Genomic DNA, 20,211 nt, shown 5'->3' with positions numbered 1-20,211 from the left:
TCATGCACACTAAAAAACAGGTTTTGCACAACCTGACATCACTCATAAAGCTCGCACTGTTGGGGATCGCCATAAATAGTTTTTCATCCCTCGCACAAGCGGGATCGGCAATGTGCTCGCCAGAAAATGGTGCCGGCGTGAGTTATGAAAACTTTCTTCATGAAGACATCCCCGCGTCGGACAACGAGAGAGGGAAAAAGTATGAAAAAAGCATGAATGGTGGAATGCAAAATTACACCATTGCCTGCAATTGTACCGACAAAGATGCCAGCAGCCGCAGTGGAGTACTGCTGATGTACACCGTAAAAACCGCCTTACCTAAGGGAACTGAGCCGGGATATTACAAAATTAATGACCACATTGATGTCAAAGCAAGCCTTGATCTGCCTCCGGCAACTGATGTTCCGGTGCCGACGACCAAAACACTTGGCGATGCCACGCATCACACAGATGCAAATAATAACGGCGTTTGCGTGCAGCAAAATACCCGTGCCAGCCTCGACATTGGTTCTCAAGGTTCATTAACTTTTTATATCACCACCCCTTTTATCGGAGAACTGGATATACCAAGAACAGAGATCGCTGAGATTTATTTGTCATCAGGTACGGCCATAGTGACCGCCCCTCCGCTTGGCTCCCCTGTTGCCCGCGTCTACGTCAGCGGAAAACTGACCGTACCCCAAAGCTGCGAAATCAATAAAGGTGAAACGATCACGGTCAATTTCGGTGCCATCGCCACCAATAAATTCACCACGCTCAATCAGCCTCCCAGAGGGTTTATTCCTGTAACGTTCAACATTACGTATGACTGCACAGCCAATGGATTGCCGAAGATCCCGGCAGGTACACAGCTTGCCATGCTGTTGAAGGGGGACGACCTGACAGATCAGTACACGCTGGTCGCCAGACGCCGGCCTTCTGACAATAAAGCCGATATTGGCATTCGCGTTGAGAATGCCAGCGGTACAGCGATCCCTTTTGAATCTGGAAACTTACCCATGAATCAAAACGGTATGGGAAACATCTCTATGACGGCTTACCCAATTAACCTCATTGGTGGCGGGCTGGATACCGGCGAATTCAGTGGGATGGCGACCTTGAAAATAGATATCCGATAAGCCTGCCACGCTGTTCAGTTCACAATCTCAATACTCACCAACCGGCTGTCCGCGCGCCCGTGGTCGTCCACCGCGCGAATGCGATACTGGCCGTTATTGATAGGCCGCCAGTCGATAGCGGATTTGCTGGCGGAGCTGCCGAGGTAGATGTCATCGACAAACCAGTACACCGTTTTACTGTCCGCATCCGTGACCGCATTAAAGGAAATCCGGTCACGGCCTTGCTGTGACTGCCGCAGCGTGTAGGTGGTATTTTTCAGCGGTGACGTGATGCGTGGCGGATTGCCACTCACGTCAACGCCCTCATCCTTGCAGTGATTCGCCGGGGGCTTACGTTTTGGCAACCCTGCCTGTGCAAAAACATTCGCCAGATCCGATGGCCAGAACTCAAACACTTCCGTACGGGTTTCGTCCTCCTCATAAGGCGGGCATGCCACTTCACCGGTCAGTTTATCGAGGCGCACCGGGCGGTAAACCGTATCGACTTTGATCGGCGACTTGCCCGGAATAAACCAGGTTTTGCCTTTTTGCTGGCACCACGGCGTCGGCAAATCACCGCTGGCCAGGCAGATATCCACCCTTTTCAACCCTTTGGGAAACGGGCGTTTGGGTTCCTGCAAATCAGGATAACTGGCGGTAATGCTGTCGATAATATTGAAGAACAGCGGCGCGGCCGCATCGGCACCGACAAACACGTTGTTGCCTTTGCTGTCGAAATTCCCTTCCCACACCACCAGCACGTAAGGCCCGAAAACCCCCACGCTCCAGGCATCACGAAAGCCCCAGGACGTGCCGGTTTTCCAGTAAACTGGCAGTGAAGACGGTGCCTGTGCCAGCGTATCGCCCGGACGGCGGTGCTGGCGCAGCATATCGAGGGTGATGAAACTGGCCTCTTCACTCAGCAACCTGACCGGCGTTGTCTGCCGCGGATCGGATTTCTGCATCCGTAACGGCTGTAAGACGCCACGGTTCGCCAGCAATGCGTACAGTTTTGCCAGTTCCTGCATCGTCACTTCGCCACCGCCCAGCACCAGCGATAAACCATAATGGTTCTCGCTGGACATATCCGCCACGCCGGAAAGACGCAGAAACTGATAGAACGTCGGCTGGCGAAGCTGTGAAGCCACATACACGGCCGGAATGTTGCGGCTGAAGTTCAGCGCATCGGTGGCAGTCACTGGTCCGAGAAATCGCCGGTCGAAATTCTCCGGCGCATATGCCCCAAATGCTGAAGGCACATCTTTGAGAATAGTCATCGGATGCAGCACGCCCTGCTCCATGCCCAGCGCGTAAATAAACGGTTTGAGCGCCGAACCGGGCGAGCGTTTCGCATTGGTGCCGTTCACCTGCCCCTGAATCGTACGGTTGTAGTAATCGGCGGAACCGACCAGCGCACGCACACCCATATCACGGGTATCGGCCAGCACAACAGCAGCATTGTGAATCCCACGGCTTTCGTTGCGGGTGATAAACGCATTCACCTGCCGCTCGATCAGCCGCTGCAAACCGGCATCCAGCGTGGTGTCGATACGGGTATCCGTGCGGATAATTTGCGGGTTCTGCTGGCGTAACTGCTCGATGAAATGCGGCGCAATATAAGGCATCTGTTCGGGCTGGCGCAGTGCCAGCGGCAATCTGAACAATGAAGTCTGGCTGCTGTCGGTTGCATAATGGGCCTGCCAGCGCTGGAAAAGCCGGTTACGAGCCTGCGTCAGCGCCGCACCGACAACACCCGTTTTAGAGTCGATACGGTAGCTCGGCGATTGTGGCAGAACCGCCAGCGTCAGTGCTTCCGGTAACGTCAGATCCTTCGGGGCTTTGTTGAAATAAATCAGGCTGGCCGCGCCAATGCTTTCAATATTTCGCCCGTACGGTGCGGTATTCAGATAGGCTTCGAGAATGTCATGTTTGGAATAACTCAGTTCCAGTTGCACCGCGCGCAGAACCTGCATGATTTTACCCGATGGCGTGCGGGTGTTCAGATGCCAGTGCATCCGCGCCAGTTGCATCGTGATAGTGGAGCCGCCCTGCATCTTTCCACCCGTCACATAGCTGCGCCAGAACCCCCGCATCAGGCTGAACGGGTTAAAACCGGGGTTGATATAAAACCAGCGATCTTCATGCAGCAACAAGCTTTTCACCGCCAGTGGAGAAACCTGTTCAAGCGGCGTCCAGAGGCGATAACGGTCGTCGTTCGCCAGCGTGATGCGCATCAGCGTACCCTGACGGTCATAATAGACGGTGGAAAAAGGCTGGCCCTGAGAAAGGAGCGGATGTGGCCAGAGGCGGCATGCCACAATAATCATCGCCAGTAAAAAAACCGCCATCGCGATGTTTTGCAGCAGACGTTTGGCTGTTTTAGAAAATGCGCGAAAGGTGATCATCTTGCTACTCAGAACAGGTTAAGCCCCGCCATCAGCAGCGGGGCTTCTGCATTGTGTTATTTTTTAGCAACAGCCGCTTCATCAGCCGGCACGACCACCAGTTTTTTATCACTGACCGACAACGCCTGAACTTCACGGTTATACATCGCTTCCCCGTAAGCCGGAGGGATCACGAAACTGCCGGTGTTGGTGGCTTTAATCTGATACACAAACTCCTGCACATCGGTGCTGGCGCTGCCGTAAATCACCACGCGATCTTCACGAATATCGCTGTAATCCGGTGCCCACGTAGAACCCGATGCCGCCAGCGGTGACTGCCAGGACGCTGAAGCTTCTGCTTCACTGTTTTCATCACTGCTGTCAGATTCCGGTTCCGGTGGCGTTTGCTGGACCACTTCGAATCCGCCCGGCAACAAATCCACAATCGCCAGATTGTCCTGCCCTTCCTGCGAGTTGGCGCGGACTTTCAGATGCACATCGATCTTCTGCCCCAGCGTCACCTGCGTGACTGCGTTGCCTTTTTCATCGGTGTAATCGCGGGTGATTTCCAGACCGCGGGAAATGGCTTTCTTCGGCGCTGCCAGATCGTAACCCGCCTGCGTCACCACGTACCAGGCGGGCGCGTTATTGCCGTTTTCAATGCGAAGTGCCTGTGCGTCAGCGGTGAAATTCGCTTTAGCAAACAGCCCCTGAACCTGTGAAATCAGCTGCGGTTCCACATTTTTGGTTTTGCTTAGTTGCGTAATTTTCAGCGCATCCGGTGCCGTGGCCTGCGCCGCCACCTGTGCGGAATAACTCTCCAGCGCCAGAATGCTCATTGCCGAGGAATACGTGGTGTAGCGTTCCTCTTTCAGTGCCTTGACCATATTTTCCAGCACCTGTGGCGGAATCGCGGAGACTTTTTCCGGGAAGTGACGGGTGATCAGATACAGCCGCGTCGCGTCCTGCACCAGCGGATCAAAGTAACTTTGCGTCCACCAGGCTTTGTCATACGCCTTGCTCAGTTGCGCCCACGTTGGTTGCAACAGCGTATTCGCCTCATCATCCATTTTCAGCAGACGGTAAGAAGACGCCAGATACATCGCGCTGAGATCGGTTTTCCAGGTGTCCGGATAGCGCTGCTGCAAGGTATCCTGCACCGAGGCCAGCGAACTGGTGGTGATTTCACCCTGACGCGTCAGCAAATAAACCGCCCATGCGCGCAGACGCAGGGTATACAAATCATCATTCTGATTCGCTGCCAGTTCGCGCAGTGCCGAATTGGCTTCTTCCAGCATACCGGCTGGCAACGCAACGCCCGCCGCTTTGGCTTCCAGCAGATATTGCACTACATACGGCGTGACGAACGGATCGGTTTGCGGCGATGAACGCCACAGGCCAATCGCGCCGCTGTCGTTCTGTCGTGAACGCAGCACCCCCAGCATATCTTTCAGTTGCTTGCTGCTGTCCGCCGGGCTGAGATTGCCACGCATTTCCGGATGCACGGTTTCGAGGATCAGCGGCACCGAGCGGCTGACAATCTGCTCAGAACAGTAATACGGATAATCCGCCAGATACTGGGATAACCCGCTGGTCAGTACCAGCGGCGAGTTGGACACCGCCGCGTTACGCACCGCGTAAGCATCAAACATCTGACGCAGATTATCGACGTTCTGGCTGCTGCCGTTCATGCGTCCCATCACCGACTGCGTGCGGAACGGCATTGCCGGGCGCACCGACGTACTGATCGTGCGGCGGCTGGTTTTATCGCCATACGTCGCCTCAAACACCAGCGGCGCATCACCCGGCAAGGCTTTGGCGCGTAAGCGGAAATTAATCACGCCCTCGCGTTTTTCAGCCAGCGACAGGTTCTGATCGGCCTGGCCCACCACTTCAAGCTGCGGCGGTACAGTCAGGTGGATAGCAACAGGAATGCTTTTGCCGTTCAGCCCTTCGAGGTTGTTACTGACACCTACGCTGACATCAAACTCATCACCCGGTGCCACCATCGACGGCACGTTTGGCGTCATGATGAAGTTGTCGCGCACGGTTGCCGAGGTCTGCGCTTTACCGATTTTGTCCGGCGTCACGGAAATCGCCATCACGCGGATTTTACCGTTGAAATAATCCGGCACCGGATAATCAAACTGCTTCTCGCCGTTCACTTCGGTAATGCCCGACCAGTACGCCACCGGCTTGTCGCGCTTACGTTTAAACGGATTGACGTTCAGATCCAGACCTTCACCGGCGTCACCGCCCGGCGCGGCGGCGAGCTGCATCAGCTTGCTGAATTCCGGCAGGATAAGATCCAGAATCTGCGAGCTTTCCACGCCCAGTTCACGTTTACGGAAGAAGTACTCCAGCGGATCTTTCAGGCGATAACGCGCCACCTGCAAAATTCCCTCATCGACGGCAAACAGCGCCACCTGTTGCGGGCCGTCGGTCTTCACCGTCATGACCAGGTTTTCCCCCGGTTTAATCACCTCAGGCGCGTTGACGTCGAGAGTGTTCTGGCGGGCTTTAGTGCTGATTTTGAACGGCATCACGCCGTAGCTCAGCGGGCTCATAAAGATTTCATTGGAATTCACATCACGCACGAACTGCACGTTGATGTAGCCGTTGCCTTCCATGCCTGCAGGAACACGGATTTTCTGCACCGAACTGGTGGTGTCGGTATGGAACCACTGCCAGCTGTAGACTTTATCTTTCTCGATGGTAATCAGCCCGCTGCCGGTGTACGGCGCGTTAACGGATACCACGATTTCCTCACCCGGCTGGTACTCCGCCTGATTGAGTTTCAGCTTCAGTTCGGCATTCCTGTCCAGCGAACGGCTGAGGTTGGCGTTACCGGCCACGGTATAGCCAATGCGGTTCAGCACATTGCCTTTCGCATCTTCAATAACCAGCACGAAATCACCCGGTTTATCCGTCGCCAGCGTCAGGTCGTTGCCCTGCGCCGTCAGCGACAGCGGCTGTTCCGACAACTGCACTTCCTTCATTTTCGACTGATATTTGTAAACGCCGGAATCCTGTTTGGTGAGCACTGAAATGTATTTCTGTTCAATCAGCGCGACTTTCAGATCCGGCAACGCAATCTGCTTCAGCGACGGGTCGACCGCAATAATGTTCAGATGGCGCGCTGCATCGCGGTTGATATAGCCTAAATCGCCGTCGGCTTTTACGCCGACCAGAGAGTCATACGGCGATACCAGCACCCGAGCCGTTGCGGCCACGGAACGTCCGCCACCGGCCACGAACGCCTCGGACAGCAGTTGCAACTGATAGGTCGCGTCAGCGTAAGATTTCAGATCCAGCGGGATATTCGCCGCGCCTTTTTCATCCGTCGTGCGCTCTTCCAGTTCCGTTTCGAAACCGTCGCTGTTCTGGCGGTTCTCATAGAAAGCGTAATCCGGGAACTGATCGAAGCTCGGATACATCGGGCGCAGCGTCAGTTTCGAGGTCACGCGCCGGTCCTGCGCAGGCGTACCGAACAGGTTCTGTACGTCAATATTGGCCTGCAATTCTGAGGGTTTCACCCAGCCTTGTTTACGCTCCGGCGTCAGTTGTAATTTCACCTTCAGCTGATCCGGCTCGAACTCTTTGACGTTAACTGAGGTATGTCCCAGCAAAGTGGAAGACTCATTGTCTTTGCCGATCAGATACAGATAGACATTCCATTCACCGGTAGGTGAATTATCGTCAGTGGTATAACTCAGCTCATTGAAACCGCTGGCACCGAGCGTCAGCGGGATGGTGCTCATCAGCTTATCGCGCGGGTCGTGAATTTCCGCACGCACCGGCACACCCGTCAGCCCGTTGCTCCAGTCGGCAGCGCGGGTGATCAACCCGATATTGAAGGTATCCCCCGGACGATAAACGCCGCGATCGGAGAACAGATAACTGCTCAGCGTACGCGGGTCATTGGGGGTGATTTCGCCATCGACATCAAAACGGGAGAAGTCGAGGCCGCGATCGTTATTCCGGTCCGCTGGCAGGAAGGAGACATCGCCCTCTTTTTCCACCAGGAACATCACCGGCTGACGCTCGCTGGTATAAACGTCCAGCGCCGGGAAACGTACATGCCCGTCAGCACCGGTGGTTTGAGTCAGCAGCGTGACGCCGTTTTTAGCAATAACCGAGACTTTCGCATTTGCCACCGGTGTGCCGCTGTGAATTGACTGCACAAATACGTCGCGTGTTTTATCCTGCGAACGCTTGGCAATAATCCCCAAATCGGTGACAACAACGAATCGCGAATCGCCAACCGGCGCTTCATCTCCGCTCTGGTCTTCATCCTGATACACATTGCCGTCGTCATCCGCTTCCGGTTTCACTTCTTTCTTTTTCGGATCCCATTCCGACAGCGTCAGCAGGAATACGCCGCGATGCGAGGTCGGATCGGTGGAGAGATAACGCGAAAGATCGACGCCCTGATAATTCACTTCACCCGGCTTGTCGTTATTCACCGCCGTCTGATATTTGAAGTGCTCGGTGAAATACTCGTCATTCAGGCGGTTAAATTCCGCCGATGAATATTCACGACTTTTGAACGACACGATGTGTTGCAGCTGGCTAGGGATCACCCGTTTGATGTCCAGGCGCAGCCCCGGTACGTTACGCGCCGCGACGCTGATTTGCTTGTCACCGTTGACCGACAGCAACGAGCCTTGCGACATAAATTGCAGGGATTTCGGATAATCCGGAACCTGAACGATGCGGTAGACTTTTTCCGGCATTTTATAGCCGCCGGAAGATGTCAGAATATTGTCAATCTCCACCAGCATGGCACGGTGGGCTGGCGCATCGAAACGGAAGCTGAACTGCGGCTGATAATCACTTTCCGCGTCATTAAGCTGGATATTCAGCGGGGTGGCCTGCGCGAGCACATTATTCTCGACGCTGTCGACTGCCCAGCTTGCGTAATCATCCGGGCCTTTGGCTTCGTCCTGATCGTTTGGATTATGCTGTGGCAGTAACCACACTTTGACTGCCTGGCGGATATCTTTGTCTTTGACCGCGTCGCTGAACCCGACGATCAGCGCACGCTGGCCTTTCACGCCATCGGCATCCACCACCTGCGCGCTGGCTTCGTTCACCGTCAGGCTATAGAGCGTCGGCACGGACACCACGCCATTCTTCGCCTGCGCGGTGGCATTTGAGGGTACAGAGGCTTTCACGCCTTCGCCAATGATGACACGCACGGAACCACCGTGATCCAGCGATTTCAGCGGTTCGGAATGTACCCAGGCATTGAGTTTCTTCTGGTCATAGACCACAGAATAATTGAGTTTCGTCCCGGTTTTGGCTTTCCCTTCGGTCAGGCCAAGCGAAATCTGTTTTTCGAAACTGGCGACATCCACCGGTGCGTTGAATTTAACGTTAAAAATCGCGCTGCGTTTTTGGGGATCCTGCGGGTCCTGATAATACTCGGCCTGACCCAACTGATAACTGAAAGCCGGGGCAGAAAATTCATAGCGAGTTTTCGCCAGTTTAATTTGTGGCGCAAGCAGCACATCAGGGGTGAAGTTCACATCATATTTGTTGCCCATCGGCAGCGGATTTTTAGGCGTGAACACTAAGGTGTAACCACTTACCCATTTCCATTCACCTTCCGTGGCAGGTTTCAGGGAAATCCCTTTTTCGACCACTTTGCCCACTTCCGTCACGGGCGCGGCAGAATGACGGAAACTGAAAATGACTTGCTGCGGTGCAGGCTTTTGCGCGGCGTAATTGACGGACTCGGGGCCGCTGACGCTCACGCTGGTGTTCTGATAAACCATTGGTGCAGGTTCTATCGGCTGCGGGCGATTGAGCCACCAGTGCCAGCCGTAAACGCCAGCACCTGCGGCGCACAGCAAAACCAGAATCGCCAGACTGATGGCTTTCGGGTATTTATCTACGCCATTTTCCATCCGTGTAAAGCTGCGCTTCAGCCAGCCGGAAGTGGCCGTCCACCAGGCAGGCGCCCGCCAGTCAATATTCCCGACCAGCGGTTTGAAGACACGCCCCAGCAGGCCCAGAACAAAAGCCAGCACGCGGAAAACACCTTTTATCAATGTAAAAGGCAGACGAAGTAAGAATTTTAATAAATCCATTTGTTGCTGTACCCCTAATCCCTGTGAACCATCGCCAGAAGTGATATTTTTATGCGAATCAGGACTTTTATTAAATTCAACGCATTGCGCCGCAGGATAATGATTATTCGCCTAAAAAGCCATCAGATAAAGCGTAGCAGCAACCGGGGATTTCCGGCTGATTTCTGCGCTGCCAGCGACACGATTGTGTGAAACAATAGCGCGAGGATTTTGCGCAAAGCGACAGGTGACATGAAGACGAAACTGATTACCCGTGAAGGCTACGACAAGCTCAAAACTGAACTGGATTTCCTGTGGCGCGATGAACGCCCCGAAGTGACCAAAAAGGTCACCTGGGCTGCAAGCCTGGGCGACCGCAGTGAAAATGCCGATTACCAGTACAATAAGAAACGGCTGCGTGAAATCGACCGCCGCATCCGCTATCTGACCAAATGCATGGAACAGCTGCGCATCGTCGATTATTCACCGCAACAGGACGGCAAAGTGTTCTTTGGTGCCTGGGTGGAAGTCGAAAATGACGACGGCGACATCAAGCGTTTCCGCATTGTCGGATATGACGAAATTTTTGGCCGCAAAGACTACATTTCTATCGACTCGCCGATGGCGCGCGCGCTGTTGAAAAAAGAAGTCGGCGACAGTCTGGTGGTCACCACGCCGGTTGGCGACGCGACCTGGTACGTCAATGAGATTGACTACGGGAAATGATCAGCTAACTCTCAAAACACGCAGGCGGACAGCCTGATGACTGGCATTTTATGTCTTCAAACCGTATAACTGTGCCCTGCTTTTTAAACGAAAAAAACTGATATCAGACCTATGAATGATCAACTGAGCCGCATTATCGCAAGTGAATTGCAGGTTCGCCCGGAGCAGGTTGCTTCCGTGGTGCGTCTGCTGGATGAAGGTAATACCGTGCCGTTTATTGCGCGGTATCGTAAGGAAGTCACCGGTGGGTTGGACGATACCCAACTGCGTCAGTTGGACACCCGTCTGGGTTATCTGCGGGAGCTGGAAGATCGTCGCCAGACCATCCTCAAATCTATCGAAGAACAGGGCAAACTCAGCGACGACCTGGCAAAAGCCATTAATACCACGCTGAGCAAAACCGAGCTGGAAGACCTTTACCTGCCGTTCAAACCCAAGCGCCGCACGCGCGGACAAATCGCTATCGAAGCCGGTCTGGAGCCGCTGGCCGAATTGCTGTGGAACGAGCCACAAAACGAGCCGGACGCTGCTGCCGCAAAATTCATTGATGCCGATAAAGGCGTGGCCGACACCAAAGCTGCCCTTGATGGCGCACGTTACATTCTGATGGAACGCTTTGCAGAAGATGCCGCGCTGCTGGCGAAAGTCCGCGATTACCTGTGGAAAAACGCCCATCTGACGTCCCGGATGGTGGAAGGTAAAGAGCAGGAAGGCGCGAAATTCCGCGACTATTTCGACCATCACGAACCGATTTCTCAGGTGCCTTCGCACCGCGCGCTGGCGATGTTCCGCGGCCGCAACGAAGGTATCTTACAACTGGCGCTGAATGCCGATCCGCAGCATGACGAGCCGCCAAAAGAAAGCTATGCCGAACAACTGATCGTCGACCATCTGGGCCTGCGCCTGAACAACGCGCCTGCTGACGTCTGGCGTCGTGCCGTGGTCAACTGGACATGGCGTATCAAAGTGCTGCTGCACCTCGAAACCGAGCTGATGGGCACCGTGCGCGAACGCGCCGAAGATGAAGCGATCAACGTTTTTGCCCGCAACATGCACGATTTGCTGATGGCCGCCCCCGCCGGTATGCGCGCCACTATGGGTCTCGATCCGGGTTTACGTACCGGTGTAAAAGTCGCCGTTGTGGATAACACCGGCAAACTGGTGGATATCGATACGGTTTATCCCCATACCGGTCAGGCAGCAAAAGCCGCACAACAGGTTGCCGCGCTGTGTATCAAACACAATGTCGAACTGGTGGCGATCGGTAATGGCACCGCATCCCGCGAGACCGAGCGTTTCTTCCTTGAGCTGCAAAAACAGTTCCCGGCGGTAAAAGCGCAGAAAGTGATTGTCAGTGAAGCTGGTGCATCGGTGTATTCTGCCTCCGAACTGGCGGCGCTGGAATTCCCGGATCTGGATGTTTCTATTCGCGGCGCAGTCTCTATCGCCCGTCGATTACAGGATCCGCTGGCGGAGCTGGTGAAAATCGACCCGAAATCCATCGGTGTTGGTCAGTATCAGCACGACGTCAGCCAGTCTCAGCTGGCGAAAAAACTCGATACCGTGGTCGAAGACTGCGTGAACGCCGTGGGTGTTGATCTCAATACCGCATCCGTTCCCCTGCTGACCCGCGTGGCCGGTCTGACACGCATGATGGCGCAGAATATCGTTAACTGGCGCGACGAAAACGGTCAGTTCCGTAACCGCGAACAGTTGCTGAAAGTCAGCCGTCTGGGGCCAAAAGCCTTTGAGCAATGCGCGGGCTTCCTGCGTATCAACCACGGCGACAACCCGCTTGATGCCTCGACAGTTCACCCGGAAACCTATCCGGTAGTGGAACGCATTCTGGCGGCGACACAGCTGGCGCTGAAAGAACTGATGGGCGATTCCAATGTGCTGCGTGGCCTGAAAGCCAGCGAATTCACCGATGAGCAGTTCGGTGTGCCGACGGTCACCGACATTATCAAAGAGCTGGAAAAACCGGGGCACGATCCGCGTCCAGAGTTTAAAACCGCGACCTTTGCCGAGGGCGTTGAAACCATGAACGACCTGATGCCGGGCATGATCCTCGAAGGCTCTGTCACTAACGTCACCAACTTTGGTGCGTTCGTCGATATTGGTGTCCATCAGGACGGCCTGGTTCACATCTCGTCACTGGCGAACAAATTCGTCGAAGATCCCCACACAGTGGTGAAAGCAGGCGACATCGTCAAAGTCAAAGTGATGGAAGTCGATCTGCAACGCAAACGTATCGCGCTGACCATGCGACTGGACGAGCAACCGGGCGAAGCACCCGCGCGCCGTTCTTCCACGCCAGCGTCAGATTCACGAGACAATCAGAAACGCCACGCGCCAAACAAACCGTCGGGCCGCAATGCCGCGCCAGCAGGCAATAACGCGATGGCCGATGCTCTGGCCGCCGCGCTCGGCAAAAAACGTTAATTCTTCGTTTTTCCCCGCCACACCAAAGCCGCTGATATCCAGCGGCTTTTTTTATGTATCTTTTTTCGACACTTTTTAAACTCTGTCTTAATGAATCAATCACTGAGGTAAATCAATAAATCGGCCATCCGGCAGGCATACGATAGCGACGCGGTGGAGATTCCCGTGAAGAGGCTCCCCCTCTTTTCTTTTGTCTCTATACGCGTACTAATTATGATAACTATTCTCGTTTGTACTTCTTTGCGTATTCAATACGCCGTCAGCCACAGGCTGACAATTTCGCACCATGGACAATTTCTGAGCAATATTTCGCAGTTAAGTGAGATCACCGGGCACGGAAGCGCGGCGTAACCTTTGTCACGCTGCCCCCAAAATGCCTGAATGCTTCGCGAGGAACTATGCAACTTCAATCAAAATGTGCTTATAAAATTACCGGCTTTTCACACGAAATCAGCCCGGCTTACCGGCAGAAACTGTTGTCACTCGGGATGTTACCGGGGTCATTTTTCAACATTATCCGCGTTGCGCCCATGGGTGATCCGGTACAAATCGAAACCCGCCGTACCAGCCTCGTCGTCCGCAGAAAAGACCTCGATCTCCTCCAGCTCGAGATGATGGCCTGATCCCAACATCAGGCCTTTGACAGTTCATTTTTCGCGGCGGCCCCGGGCTTGCATGTTTACCTTTTCTGACACGTAGATTTTATCGAATGAAACCATTAACGATCGGCCTGATTGGTAACCCAAACTCAGGTAAGACCACGCTTTTCAATCAGTTAACCGGTTCACGCCAGCGTGTCGGTAACTGGGCAGGCGTGACCGTCGAGCGCAAAGAAGGTCAGTTTGCCACCGCAGCGCACCAGATTACGCTGGTGGATTTACCGGGCACCTATTCCCTGACCACCATTTCCGAGCAAACTTCGCTCGATGAACAAATTGCCTGCCATTACATTCTGAGCGGCGACGCGGATCTGATGATCAACGTCGTCGATGCCTCAAACCTCGAGCGCAATTTATACCTGACACTGCAACTGCTGGAACTGGGCGTGCCATGCATCGTGGCGCTGAACATGCTGGATATCGCCAAAATACAGAACATCAATATTGATATCCCTGCGCTGTCTGCTCGTCTGGGTTGCCCGGTGGTGGCGCTGGTTTCTACCCGTGCCAGCGGCATCAAAGAACTGAAAGCCGCCATCGACGAATTGCCACAAGTGGCTGTGCTGGAACGTGTGCAATATCATCCGGTTTTACAACAGGAAGTCGATGTCTTGGCCGCCGAAATGCCGCCAGCCATGGCGCTGCAACAACGCCGCTGGCTGGCACTGCAAATTCTTGAAGGGGATATTTATAGCCAGACGCACGCAGGCAACGCACAGGCATTATTGCCGCAGGTGAGAGCCCGGCTGGCTGAGCAGAAACTGGACGATCCGGCACTGCTGATCGCCGATGCGCGTTATCAGAGCATCGCGGCGCTTTGCGCAGAGATCAGCAACTCCCACCTTACGGCGCCGAATAAACTGACGCAGGTGCTCGATCGCGTGATCCTCAACCGCTTTCTGGGCGTACCGATTTTCCTGCTGGTGATGTATCTGATGTTCGTGCTGGCCATCAACATCGGTGGTGCGCTGCAGCCGATTTTCGATATCGGCTCCGCCGCGATTTTCATTCAGGGTACGCAGTGGATTGGCTTTACCCTGCATTTCCCGCAATGGCTGACCATTTTTCTGGCACAGGGGCTGGGTGGCGGTATCAATACCGTGCTGCCTCTGGTGCCACAAATCGGCATGATGTATCTGTTCCTGTCGTTCCTTGAAGACTCCGGTTATATGGCGCGTGCTGCGTTCGTCATGGACAGGCTGATGCAGTCGCTCGGCCTGCCGGGTAAATCCTTCGTGCCACTGATTGTCGGTTTCGGCTGTAACGTGCCGTCTATTATGGGTGCCCGCACGCTGGATGCGCCGCGTGAAAGGCTGATCACCGTGATGATGGCGCCGTTCATGTCATGCGGCGCACGTCTGGCGATTTTTGCGGTGTTCTCTGCGGCCTTTTTCGGGCAGGACGGCGCATCCGTGGTGTTCTCGCTGTATCTGTTGGGCATCGTGGTCGCTATCCTGACCGGACTGCTGCTGAAATACACCATCATGCGCGGCGAAGCCTCGCCGTTTGTGATGGAACTGCCGGTGTATCACGTTCCGCACCTGAAAAGCCTGCTGCTGCAAACGTGGCAACGTCTGAAAGGTTTCGTACTGCGCGCCGGTAAGGTAATCGTGATTGCCAGTATTTTCATCGGCGCACTGAACAGTTTCTCGTTCAGCGGCAAGGCGGTGGATAACATCAATGACTCGGCGCTGGCGTCAGTCAGTAAAGTGCTGACACCGGTGCTCTCGCCGATGGGCGTACATCCTGACAACTGGCAGGCGACCGTGGGTCTGGTCACCGGTGCGATGGCAAAAGAGGTGGTGGTCGGTACGCTGAACACGCTATATACCGCCGAACACATCACCAATGAAGCCTTCGATGCAGCCAGCTTCAACCTGTTCGATGAACTGGGCGGCGCGGTGAAAGAAACCTGGCAGGGTCTGAAAGATACCTTCAGCATCAGCGTGCTGTCGAACCCGATCGAAGCCAGCAAAGGCGACGGTGAAATGGGCGTCAGCTCAATGGGCGTCATGAGCACCAAATTTGGTTCGGCGATTTCGGCTTACAGCTACCTGATCTTTGTATTGCTTTACGTGCCTTGCGTCTCGGTGATGGGGGCGATTGCCCGTGAAACCAGCCGTAGCTGGATGACGTTCTCGATCTTCTGGGGGCTGAACGTGGCGTACTCACTGGCAACCCTGTTCTATCAGGCGGCAACGTTCAGCACGCATCCGGCACACAGCGCGGGCATTATCCTGATCGTACTGATCTTCAATGCCCTCGTCTTAACCGCCCTGCGCAAAGCCCGCAGCCGGGTCAGCGTTCATCTGCAACCGCGCAATGTGGCGGCCTGTTGTAAACCCGCTACCGGCAGCGATTGCCATTAGGAGATGAGATGACCAGTCTGATTCAGGTTCGCGACAGTCTCGCACTGGCCGGGCGGGCAGATGCCCGCCAGCTCAGCCATCAGCTTAATGCACCACAACCGCTGGTGCAGGCGATGCTTGAACGGCTGGTCGCCATGCGCAAAGCAGAAGTGGTCGAAGCTGATGACAGTTGTCTGAGCGGCAGTTGTAAAAGCTGCGCCGACGGCAAGAAATGCCTCACGGTGAGCTATCAGCTCACCCGACACTGATTCAAAGCCTTTCCTGATAGCCGCGTCGCGGCTATCATCACTCCTCGTTTACGCCCGCAGGAGCCTGCATGATCGACAGTGAAATCACCTTCCGTAAACTCGAAATCTTCCTCGCTTATATGGAAAAGCAAAACATCACGCGTACTGCTGAACAACTCGGTCTGAGCAGCGTCAGCGTGCATCGCGCCCTGCATTCACTGGAAGAAGGTTTACGTTGCCCGCTGTTTATCCATCGTGGCCGCAATCTGCTGCCGCTGCCTGCGGCTGAAGCGCTGCTGGAGCACGCGACGCAGGTCATCGAGCAAATGGAACACGGTATCCTGGCGACCCGGCGCGCCGCCGGTTTTGGCGATAAGCGGCTGAAAGTCGGCACGTTATATTCGCTGACGCTGGAAACCATTCCGCGCCTGATCATGGGGCTGAAACTGCGCCGTCCGGAGCTTGAACTGGAACTGGTGATGGGGTCCAACAATGATTTACTGCACAAGCTGGAAGACGGTCAGCTGGATGCCATCCTGATTTCGACCAGTGATTCCAATGTCGATGCCCAGCGTTACGATCAGTTGCCGCTGTTTCAGGACGATATCTTCCTCGCCGCACCGGCCAGCGCAGAACTGATTTCAGAAGGCACAGCGGATTTACGCGATTACAAACAGAAGAAATTCGTGTCGCTGGCTGAAGGGTTCGCCACCTATCACGGCTTTCAGGAAGCCTTCCAGGTCGCCGGTTTCGAACCGGATATCGTGACGCGGGTGAATGATATTTTCTCGATGCTGAGTCTGGTGCAGGCGGGTGTCGGTTACACACTGATTCCCGGCAGGATGAAAGGCGTGTATGAGAATACGGTAAAATTACTGCCACTGGCCGAAGCCTACCAGATGCGCCAGACCATTTCGCTGGTCTTTCCGCACAGCCGCGAGCACGACCCGAATCTGCTCGCCCTCGCCGCTGAAAGCCGGATGTATGCGCTAGCGAGCAGAAAGCGCTGACGCATTCGTATGGGTCGCCGGTTTAGCGATCGGCTTTCCCACGATTAAGCCCTCAATGGAAATATCTTCATCCAGAGCATCCCAATGCAAACCATAAGCACTGGTTTCGCAATCCTGACGCTGTGCGGGTGTTGCGTTCAGCAGAACAGGAAATTGCGCCAGCGGCACTGTCAGGATCTGGCCATCTTCAAGAGTCACCCACATTGTACTTTCATCAAAACGAACACTTTTAGGCGAAATATTCATTCCATGCTCCTTGAAATAGTGTCTGATAAACGTTAGTTAACGTTATAATTTCCCTGATCTCTTTGGCAGAAGAACCTGTCTGGCGACATAGGGCAACAGGTGAAAGCCATAGTTTGGCTTCTTTCTGACCAGATCTTACATGAATATGATGCGGTTCAAGAGGATTTCCTTCATTGGAATAGAAGAAAAAACGGTAATTTTTAAAGCGTAGTATCACTGGCATGGCGGTGACTTCCCTGTATAAACAGTCCGATAAAAACAAAAAACCTTTCACTCAGGAAAGGCTTTTATTCCGTAGCATCACCAACCTATCACGCCTTTAATCAGCGTTCGTTTTGCCGTAACCGTGTTGCGAGACGTCGCGCAACCTGCATACCCGACTGGCATAACGACAGCGCTTCGCCCTGCTCCATCGCGCGGCGTGTCAGGCCGCTCAGCACCGCGCCCGGCGGCATTTCAATTGCCAGTCGCACATCGCGCTGATACGCGGCAACCATGGCGTCACGCCAGTTGACAGTACGGGCCATGTTCATCGCCAGGTCGTCAGCGATTTTTTCCGGTTGCCAGTACACACGCCCGGTTGTTCCGCTGAGATAACCGCTGATCGGGCGGGAAATATGAATCTGTTTAAACGCCTCAACCAGTTTCGCCGCAGGCTGATCAAGCAGCGCACAGTGTGACGGCACACTGACCGCCAGCTGATGGGTTTTCTGTGCGCCCTGCGCTTTAGCGAGTTGCATCACCTGCGCCATCGCGGCATCGCTGCCGGCAATCACCAGTTGATCTTCCGCGTTAATATTCGCCAGATATACCGGCGATTCTGCACTGTTGACCTGCGCCACCAGATCTTCAACCTGCATCTGACGCAGACCGGTGATCGCCGAGAGGCCAAAGCCCTGCGGATAAGCCTGTTGCATCAGCTCACCGCGCAGCGCGACCAGACGTACAGCATCGCAATAGTCGAGCGCACCGGCAATCACCGCCGCCGGAAACGCGCCAATCGACAGCCCGCTGCAAAAATCGGCTTCGATTCCTTCGGCCTGACATTGTTTCGCCCAGACCACACCGGCAATCAGTAAACACAGTTGTACCGCGCGGGTGGAACGCAGAGCATCGGCGCTGTCGAGCAGCAGAACGTCTTCATCCAGCGCGAGGCTGGCCTGTTCGATGAGGGAATGCGTGAGCGGGTTATCCGGCAGGCGATGCAGCATTTGCGGCACCTGCGGCCCTTGCCCGGGGAAGGTAAATAAGATTTTCATCGTGCTCCTTGCTTCTTTTTGCGGGCCTTAGCCTGCCGGCGATTGCCACGGGTCACGCACCAGCAACGGGCCGGACGCCGTTTTCAGCATGATGTCACCGCCACGCAACCATTCGCTGAGGGCAAATCCCCCCTGCGGCGTATTGATCTGAACATCGGCGCGGCAGGGAAGCCGCTGAAGCTGGTCGTAAAAATCGGAAAACTGAGAAGGTTCTGCCGATGTGTCGCAACGGACCAGTAAATCGAGATCGCTGTCGGCATGCATCACCGGGAGGTCACTGACCAGCGCGTAGGCGCAACTGCCCGTCACGCCCCACGCGAAAGGCAGTTGCAGACTGCATAACGTGATCAGCGCCTGCACCGGTTGCTGAGACACAAACGGCGAGTGCAAAAGTGCGTTGACGTCGCTGACCAGTGATTCGGGCGTGACGACCCGCACCACCGCCGCCGGGTCAATCCAGGCCGCGGCTCGCTGAATACGGGTCAGCCCGCGAATACCCACCGGAACCGCACCGTCAGCACGCTTATCGCGACGCACTACCAGCGGCAGCGCAGTGCGCCAGCCGGTGTTTACCCATTCGGGTAAGGTTGTGTCGCTTTGCAGCGCTGAACGGTCGCTTATCCAGACAAAATCATGGGCACGCGGGTCACACATATTCAATCCTTCTTAAATCAATGCAATGCAGCGGTCAGTGAGATAAACAGCGGCAAAGTCACGATACACAATACGGAACTGATCAGCAGTGATGCTTCTGCATCCGGGGACTGCACACCGAAACGGTTACCGAACACGATACCGAAGAAACCGGCAGACAGCGCAATCATCAGTATTGCGGTCACAGCAACCTGACCGCTCAGGCCAAATGCCAGAACCAGACCCCAGGCGATGAACGGCTGGATCAGGTTTTTCGCCACACAAGACAACAACACCGGACCGTTAATTTTCAGTTTACGGGCTGACAGGATCACACCGGTCAGGAACAGCGCAGATGCGGTCGCTGACAACCCCAGCGGCTTGATCGAAGCCAGGAAAATTTCCGGCATTTTAATGCCAATCGCTGACAGGATCACGCCCAGCAATGGTGCCCAGACGATCGGTTTTTTCACTGAACGCCACATCAGAACCGGCAGTAATGCCAGGGAAGATCCCTGATTTTCACCACTGAGACGCGCTTTTTCACGTTCAAGGATCAGCAGACAGAACGGCGTCATCAGCACGGAACCGCAGGCGATAGATACCGCGACGGACAGTGATGTTGACGGCGCATCACCCAGCACGCTGCCCAGAATAGGCAAACCCAGTGCCGCATAGTTCGGCAGTGCGACAGTCAGCGTCAGCACCGCCGCGTCCTGCGCAGACTTTTTGAAGACTTTGGTGCAAATAAAGTAAATCGCTGCGTAGGTTATCCACATCGCCAGAACCAGCACCAGAATCAGCGGTGACTGTTCCACAATGCCCGCCCACGGGGTTTGTACGGTGGCTGCAAACAGCGCAGCAGGTAAAGCAAAATCCATCACGAAAATATTCAGTAAAGAGACATTCTGGTTATCCACCATTTTCGCTTTCCCGGCGTAAAAACCGAGGATCATGATGACGAAAATAGGGGCAAGCGCGTGCAATATTACGTAAGTCATAGCGTTTTTCCTGAGGCAAAAAATGATTGCTCAGTCGGCGCCGGTGCGATGGTTTTTTTAGTATGACAGTCCAGTTGCAGACAA

At 54.7% G+C, this 20,211-nt stretch carries 14 protein-coding genes; 7 read left to right on the top strand and 7 right to left on the bottom strand.

Annotated elements, in window-relative coordinates; translation table 11 throughout:
• Positions 1–2 precede the first annotated feature (2 nt).
• On the top strand, positions 3–1,118 hold the full coding sequence (locus DXU84_RS18065) for a fimbrial protein (RefSeq protein WP_112198406.1): 1,116 nt from the start codon (positions 3–5) through the stop codon (positions 1,116–1,118).
• Between the two features lie 14 nt (positions 1,119–1,132).
• Here the strand turns inward: DXU84_RS18065 and pbpC are convergent, their stop codons facing one another.
• Together pbpC and DXU84_RS18055 are read right to left on the bottom strand one after the other, a co-directional pair.
• A complete protein-coding gene (gene pbpC, locus DXU84_RS18060) occupies positions 1,133–3,502 on the bottom strand; it encodes a penicillin-binding protein 1C (protein WP_121019995.1) in 2,370 nt (789 codons plus the stop codon).
• Between the two features lie 56 nt (positions 3,503–3,558).
• A complete protein-coding gene (locus DXU84_RS18055; protein ID WP_153376430.1) occupies positions 3,559–9,576 on the bottom strand; it encodes an MG2 domain-containing protein in 6,018 nt (2,005 codons plus the stop codon).
• 231 nt (positions 9,577–9,807) lie between these two features.
• On the opposite strand from DXU84_RS18055, the gene greB reads away from it, so the two are divergent.
• The 6 genes from greB (at position 9,808) to DXU84_RS18025 (ending at position 16,988) form a co-directional block, all read left to right on the top strand.
• Positions 9,808–10,281, top strand: a complete 474-nt coding sequence (gene greB / locus DXU84_RS18050; RefSeq protein WP_013573592.1) for a transcription elongation factor GreB — start codon at positions 9,808–9,810, stop codon at positions 10,279–10,281.
• A gap of 111 nt (positions 10,282–10,392) precedes the next feature.
• The gene (locus DXU84_RS18045; protein WP_153376428.1) at positions 10,393–12,723 is read left to right on the top strand and encodes a Tex family protein; all 2,331 of its coding nucleotides are present in this window, start codon (positions 10,393–10,395) and stop codon (positions 12,721–12,723) included.
• Between the two features lie 398 nt (positions 12,724–13,121).
• Positions 13,122–13,346, top strand: a complete 225-nt coding sequence (gene feoA / locus DXU84_RS18040; protein WP_153376426.1) for a ferrous iron transporter A — start codon at positions 13,122–13,124, stop codon at positions 13,344–13,346.
• A gap of 86 nt (positions 13,347–13,432) precedes the next feature.
• A complete protein-coding gene (gene feoB, locus DXU84_RS18035; RefSeq protein WP_013573589.1) occupies positions 13,433–15,751 on the top strand; it encodes a Fe(2+) transporter permease subunit FeoB in 2,319 nt (772 codons plus the stop codon).
• 8 nt (positions 15,752–15,759) lie between these two features.
• Positions 15,760–15,999: a FeoC-like transcriptional regulator gene (locus DXU84_RS18030; RefSeq protein WP_013573588.1), complete on the top strand. Its 240-nt coding sequence runs from the start codon at positions 15,760–15,762 to the stop codon at positions 15,997–15,999.
• 68 nt (positions 16,000–16,067) lie between these two features.
• The gene (locus tag DXU84_RS18025) at positions 16,068–16,988 is read left to right on the top strand and encodes a LysR family transcriptional regulator (protein ID WP_013573587.1); all 921 of its coding nucleotides are present in this window, start codon (positions 16,068–16,070) and stop codon (positions 16,986–16,988) included.
• Here DXU84_RS18025 and DXU84_RS18020 read toward each other — a convergent pair.
• The 5 genes from DXU84_RS18020 to DXU84_RS18000 all read right to left on the bottom strand — a co-directional run bounded on the left by DXU84_RS18020 (position 16,968) and on the right by DXU84_RS18000 (position 20,127).
• Positions 16,968–17,234 carry a DUF2442 domain-containing protein gene (locus tag DXU84_RS18020; RefSeq protein ID WP_013573586.1) on the bottom strand — a complete coding sequence of 89 codons (267 nt, stop codon included), beginning with the start codon at positions 17,232–17,234 and terminating at the stop codon, positions 16,968–16,970. The two genes, DXU84_RS18025 and DXU84_RS18020, sit on opposite strands and share 21 nt — an antisense overlap.
• Positions 17,218–17,457 (bottom strand): DUF4160 domain-containing protein, encoded by a 240-nt coding sequence (locus DXU84_RS18015; protein ID WP_013573585.1) that lies wholly within the window; start codon positions 17,455–17,457, stop codon positions 17,218–17,220. The genes DXU84_RS18020 and DXU84_RS18015 overlap by 17 nt, the downstream gene beginning before the upstream one ends.
• Positions 17,458–17,557: 100 nt before the next feature.
• Positions 17,558–18,493 carry a malonate decarboxylase subunit epsilon gene (gene mdcH, locus DXU84_RS18010; RefSeq protein ID WP_013573584.1) on the bottom strand — a complete coding sequence of 312 codons (936 nt, stop codon included), beginning with the start codon at positions 18,491–18,493 and terminating at the stop codon, positions 17,558–17,560.
• Between the two features lie 27 nt (positions 18,494–18,520).
• Positions 18,521–19,147 (bottom strand): malonate decarboxylase holo-ACP synthase, encoded by a 627-nt coding sequence (locus DXU84_RS18005; RefSeq protein ID WP_153376424.1) that lies wholly within the window; start codon positions 19,145–19,147, stop codon positions 18,521–18,523.
• Positions 19,148–19,164: 17 nt separating this feature from the next.
• Positions 19,165–20,127 carry an AEC family transporter gene (locus tag DXU84_RS18000; protein ID WP_013573582.1) on the bottom strand — a complete coding sequence of 321 codons (963 nt, stop codon included), beginning with the start codon at positions 20,125–20,127 and terminating at the stop codon, positions 19,165–19,167.
• Positions 20,128–20,211: the final 84 nt, after the last annotated feature.

It is taken from the genome of Rahnella sp. RcJ3, assembly GCF_009498575.1.
GTDB classification, from domain to species: Bacteria; Pseudomonadota; Gammaproteobacteria; order Enterobacterales; family Enterobacteriaceae; genus Rahnella; species Rahnella aceris.
The sequence above is the reverse complement of the archived record's forward strand: the minus strand, read 5'-3'. Positions and strand labels throughout refer to the sequence as shown.

What these genes read in the sequence shown, in the direction of transcription:
- DXU84_RS18030 (WP_013573588.1), top strand. Translation starts at nt 15,760, where the DNA reads ATGACCAGTCTGATTCAGGTTCGCGACAGTCTCGCACTGGCCGGGCGG.
- DXU84_RS18055 (WP_153376430.1), bottom strand. Translation starts at nt 9,576, where the DNA reads ATGGATTTATTAAAATTCTTACTTCGTCTGCCTTTTACATTGATAAAA.
- feoA (WP_153376426.1), top strand. Translation starts at nt 13,122, where the DNA reads ATGCAACTTCAATCAAAATGTGCTTATAAAATTACCGGCTTTTCACAC.
- feoB (WP_013573589.1), top strand. Translation starts at nt 13,433, where the DNA reads ATGAAACCATTAACGATCGGCCTGATTGGTAACCCAAACTCAGGTAAG.
- DXU84_RS18025 (WP_013573587.1), top strand. Translation starts at nt 16,068, where the DNA reads ATGATCGACAGTGAAATCACCTTCCGTAAACTCGAAATCTTCCTCGCT.
- DXU84_RS18000 (WP_013573582.1), bottom strand. Translation starts at nt 20,127, where the DNA reads ATGACTTACGTAATATTGCACGCGCTTGCCCCTATTTTCGTCATCATG.
- DXU84_RS18045 (WP_153376428.1), top strand. Translation starts at nt 10,393, where the DNA reads ATGAATGATCAACTGAGCCGCATTATCGCAAGTGAATTGCAGGTTCGC.
- greB (WP_013573592.1), top strand. Translation starts at nt 9,808, where the DNA reads ATGAAGACGAAACTGATTACCCGTGAAGGCTACGACAAGCTCAAAACT.
- DXU84_RS18065 (WP_112198406.1), top strand. Translation starts at nt 3, where the DNA reads ATGCACACTAAAAAACAGGTTTTGCACAACCTGACATCACTCATAAAG.
- pbpC (WP_121019995.1), bottom strand. Translation starts at nt 3,502, where the DNA reads ATGATCACCTTTCGCGCATTTTCTAAAACAGCCAAACGTCTGCTGCAA.
- DXU84_RS18020 (WP_013573586.1), bottom strand. Translation starts at nt 17,234, where the DNA reads ATGAATATTTCGCCTAAAAGTGTTCGTTTTGATGAAAGTACAATGTGG.
- mdcH (WP_013573584.1), bottom strand. Translation starts at nt 18,493, where the DNA reads ATGAAAATCTTATTTACCTTCCCCGGGCAAGGGCCGCAGGTGCCGCAA.
- DXU84_RS18005 (WP_153376424.1), bottom strand. Translation starts at nt 19,147, where the DNA reads ATGTGTGACCCGCGTGCCCATGATTTTGTCTGGATAAGCGACCGTTCA.
- DXU84_RS18015 (WP_013573585.1), bottom strand. Translation starts at nt 17,457, where the DNA reads ATGCCAGTGATACTACGCTTTAAAAATTACCGTTTTTTCTTCTATTCC.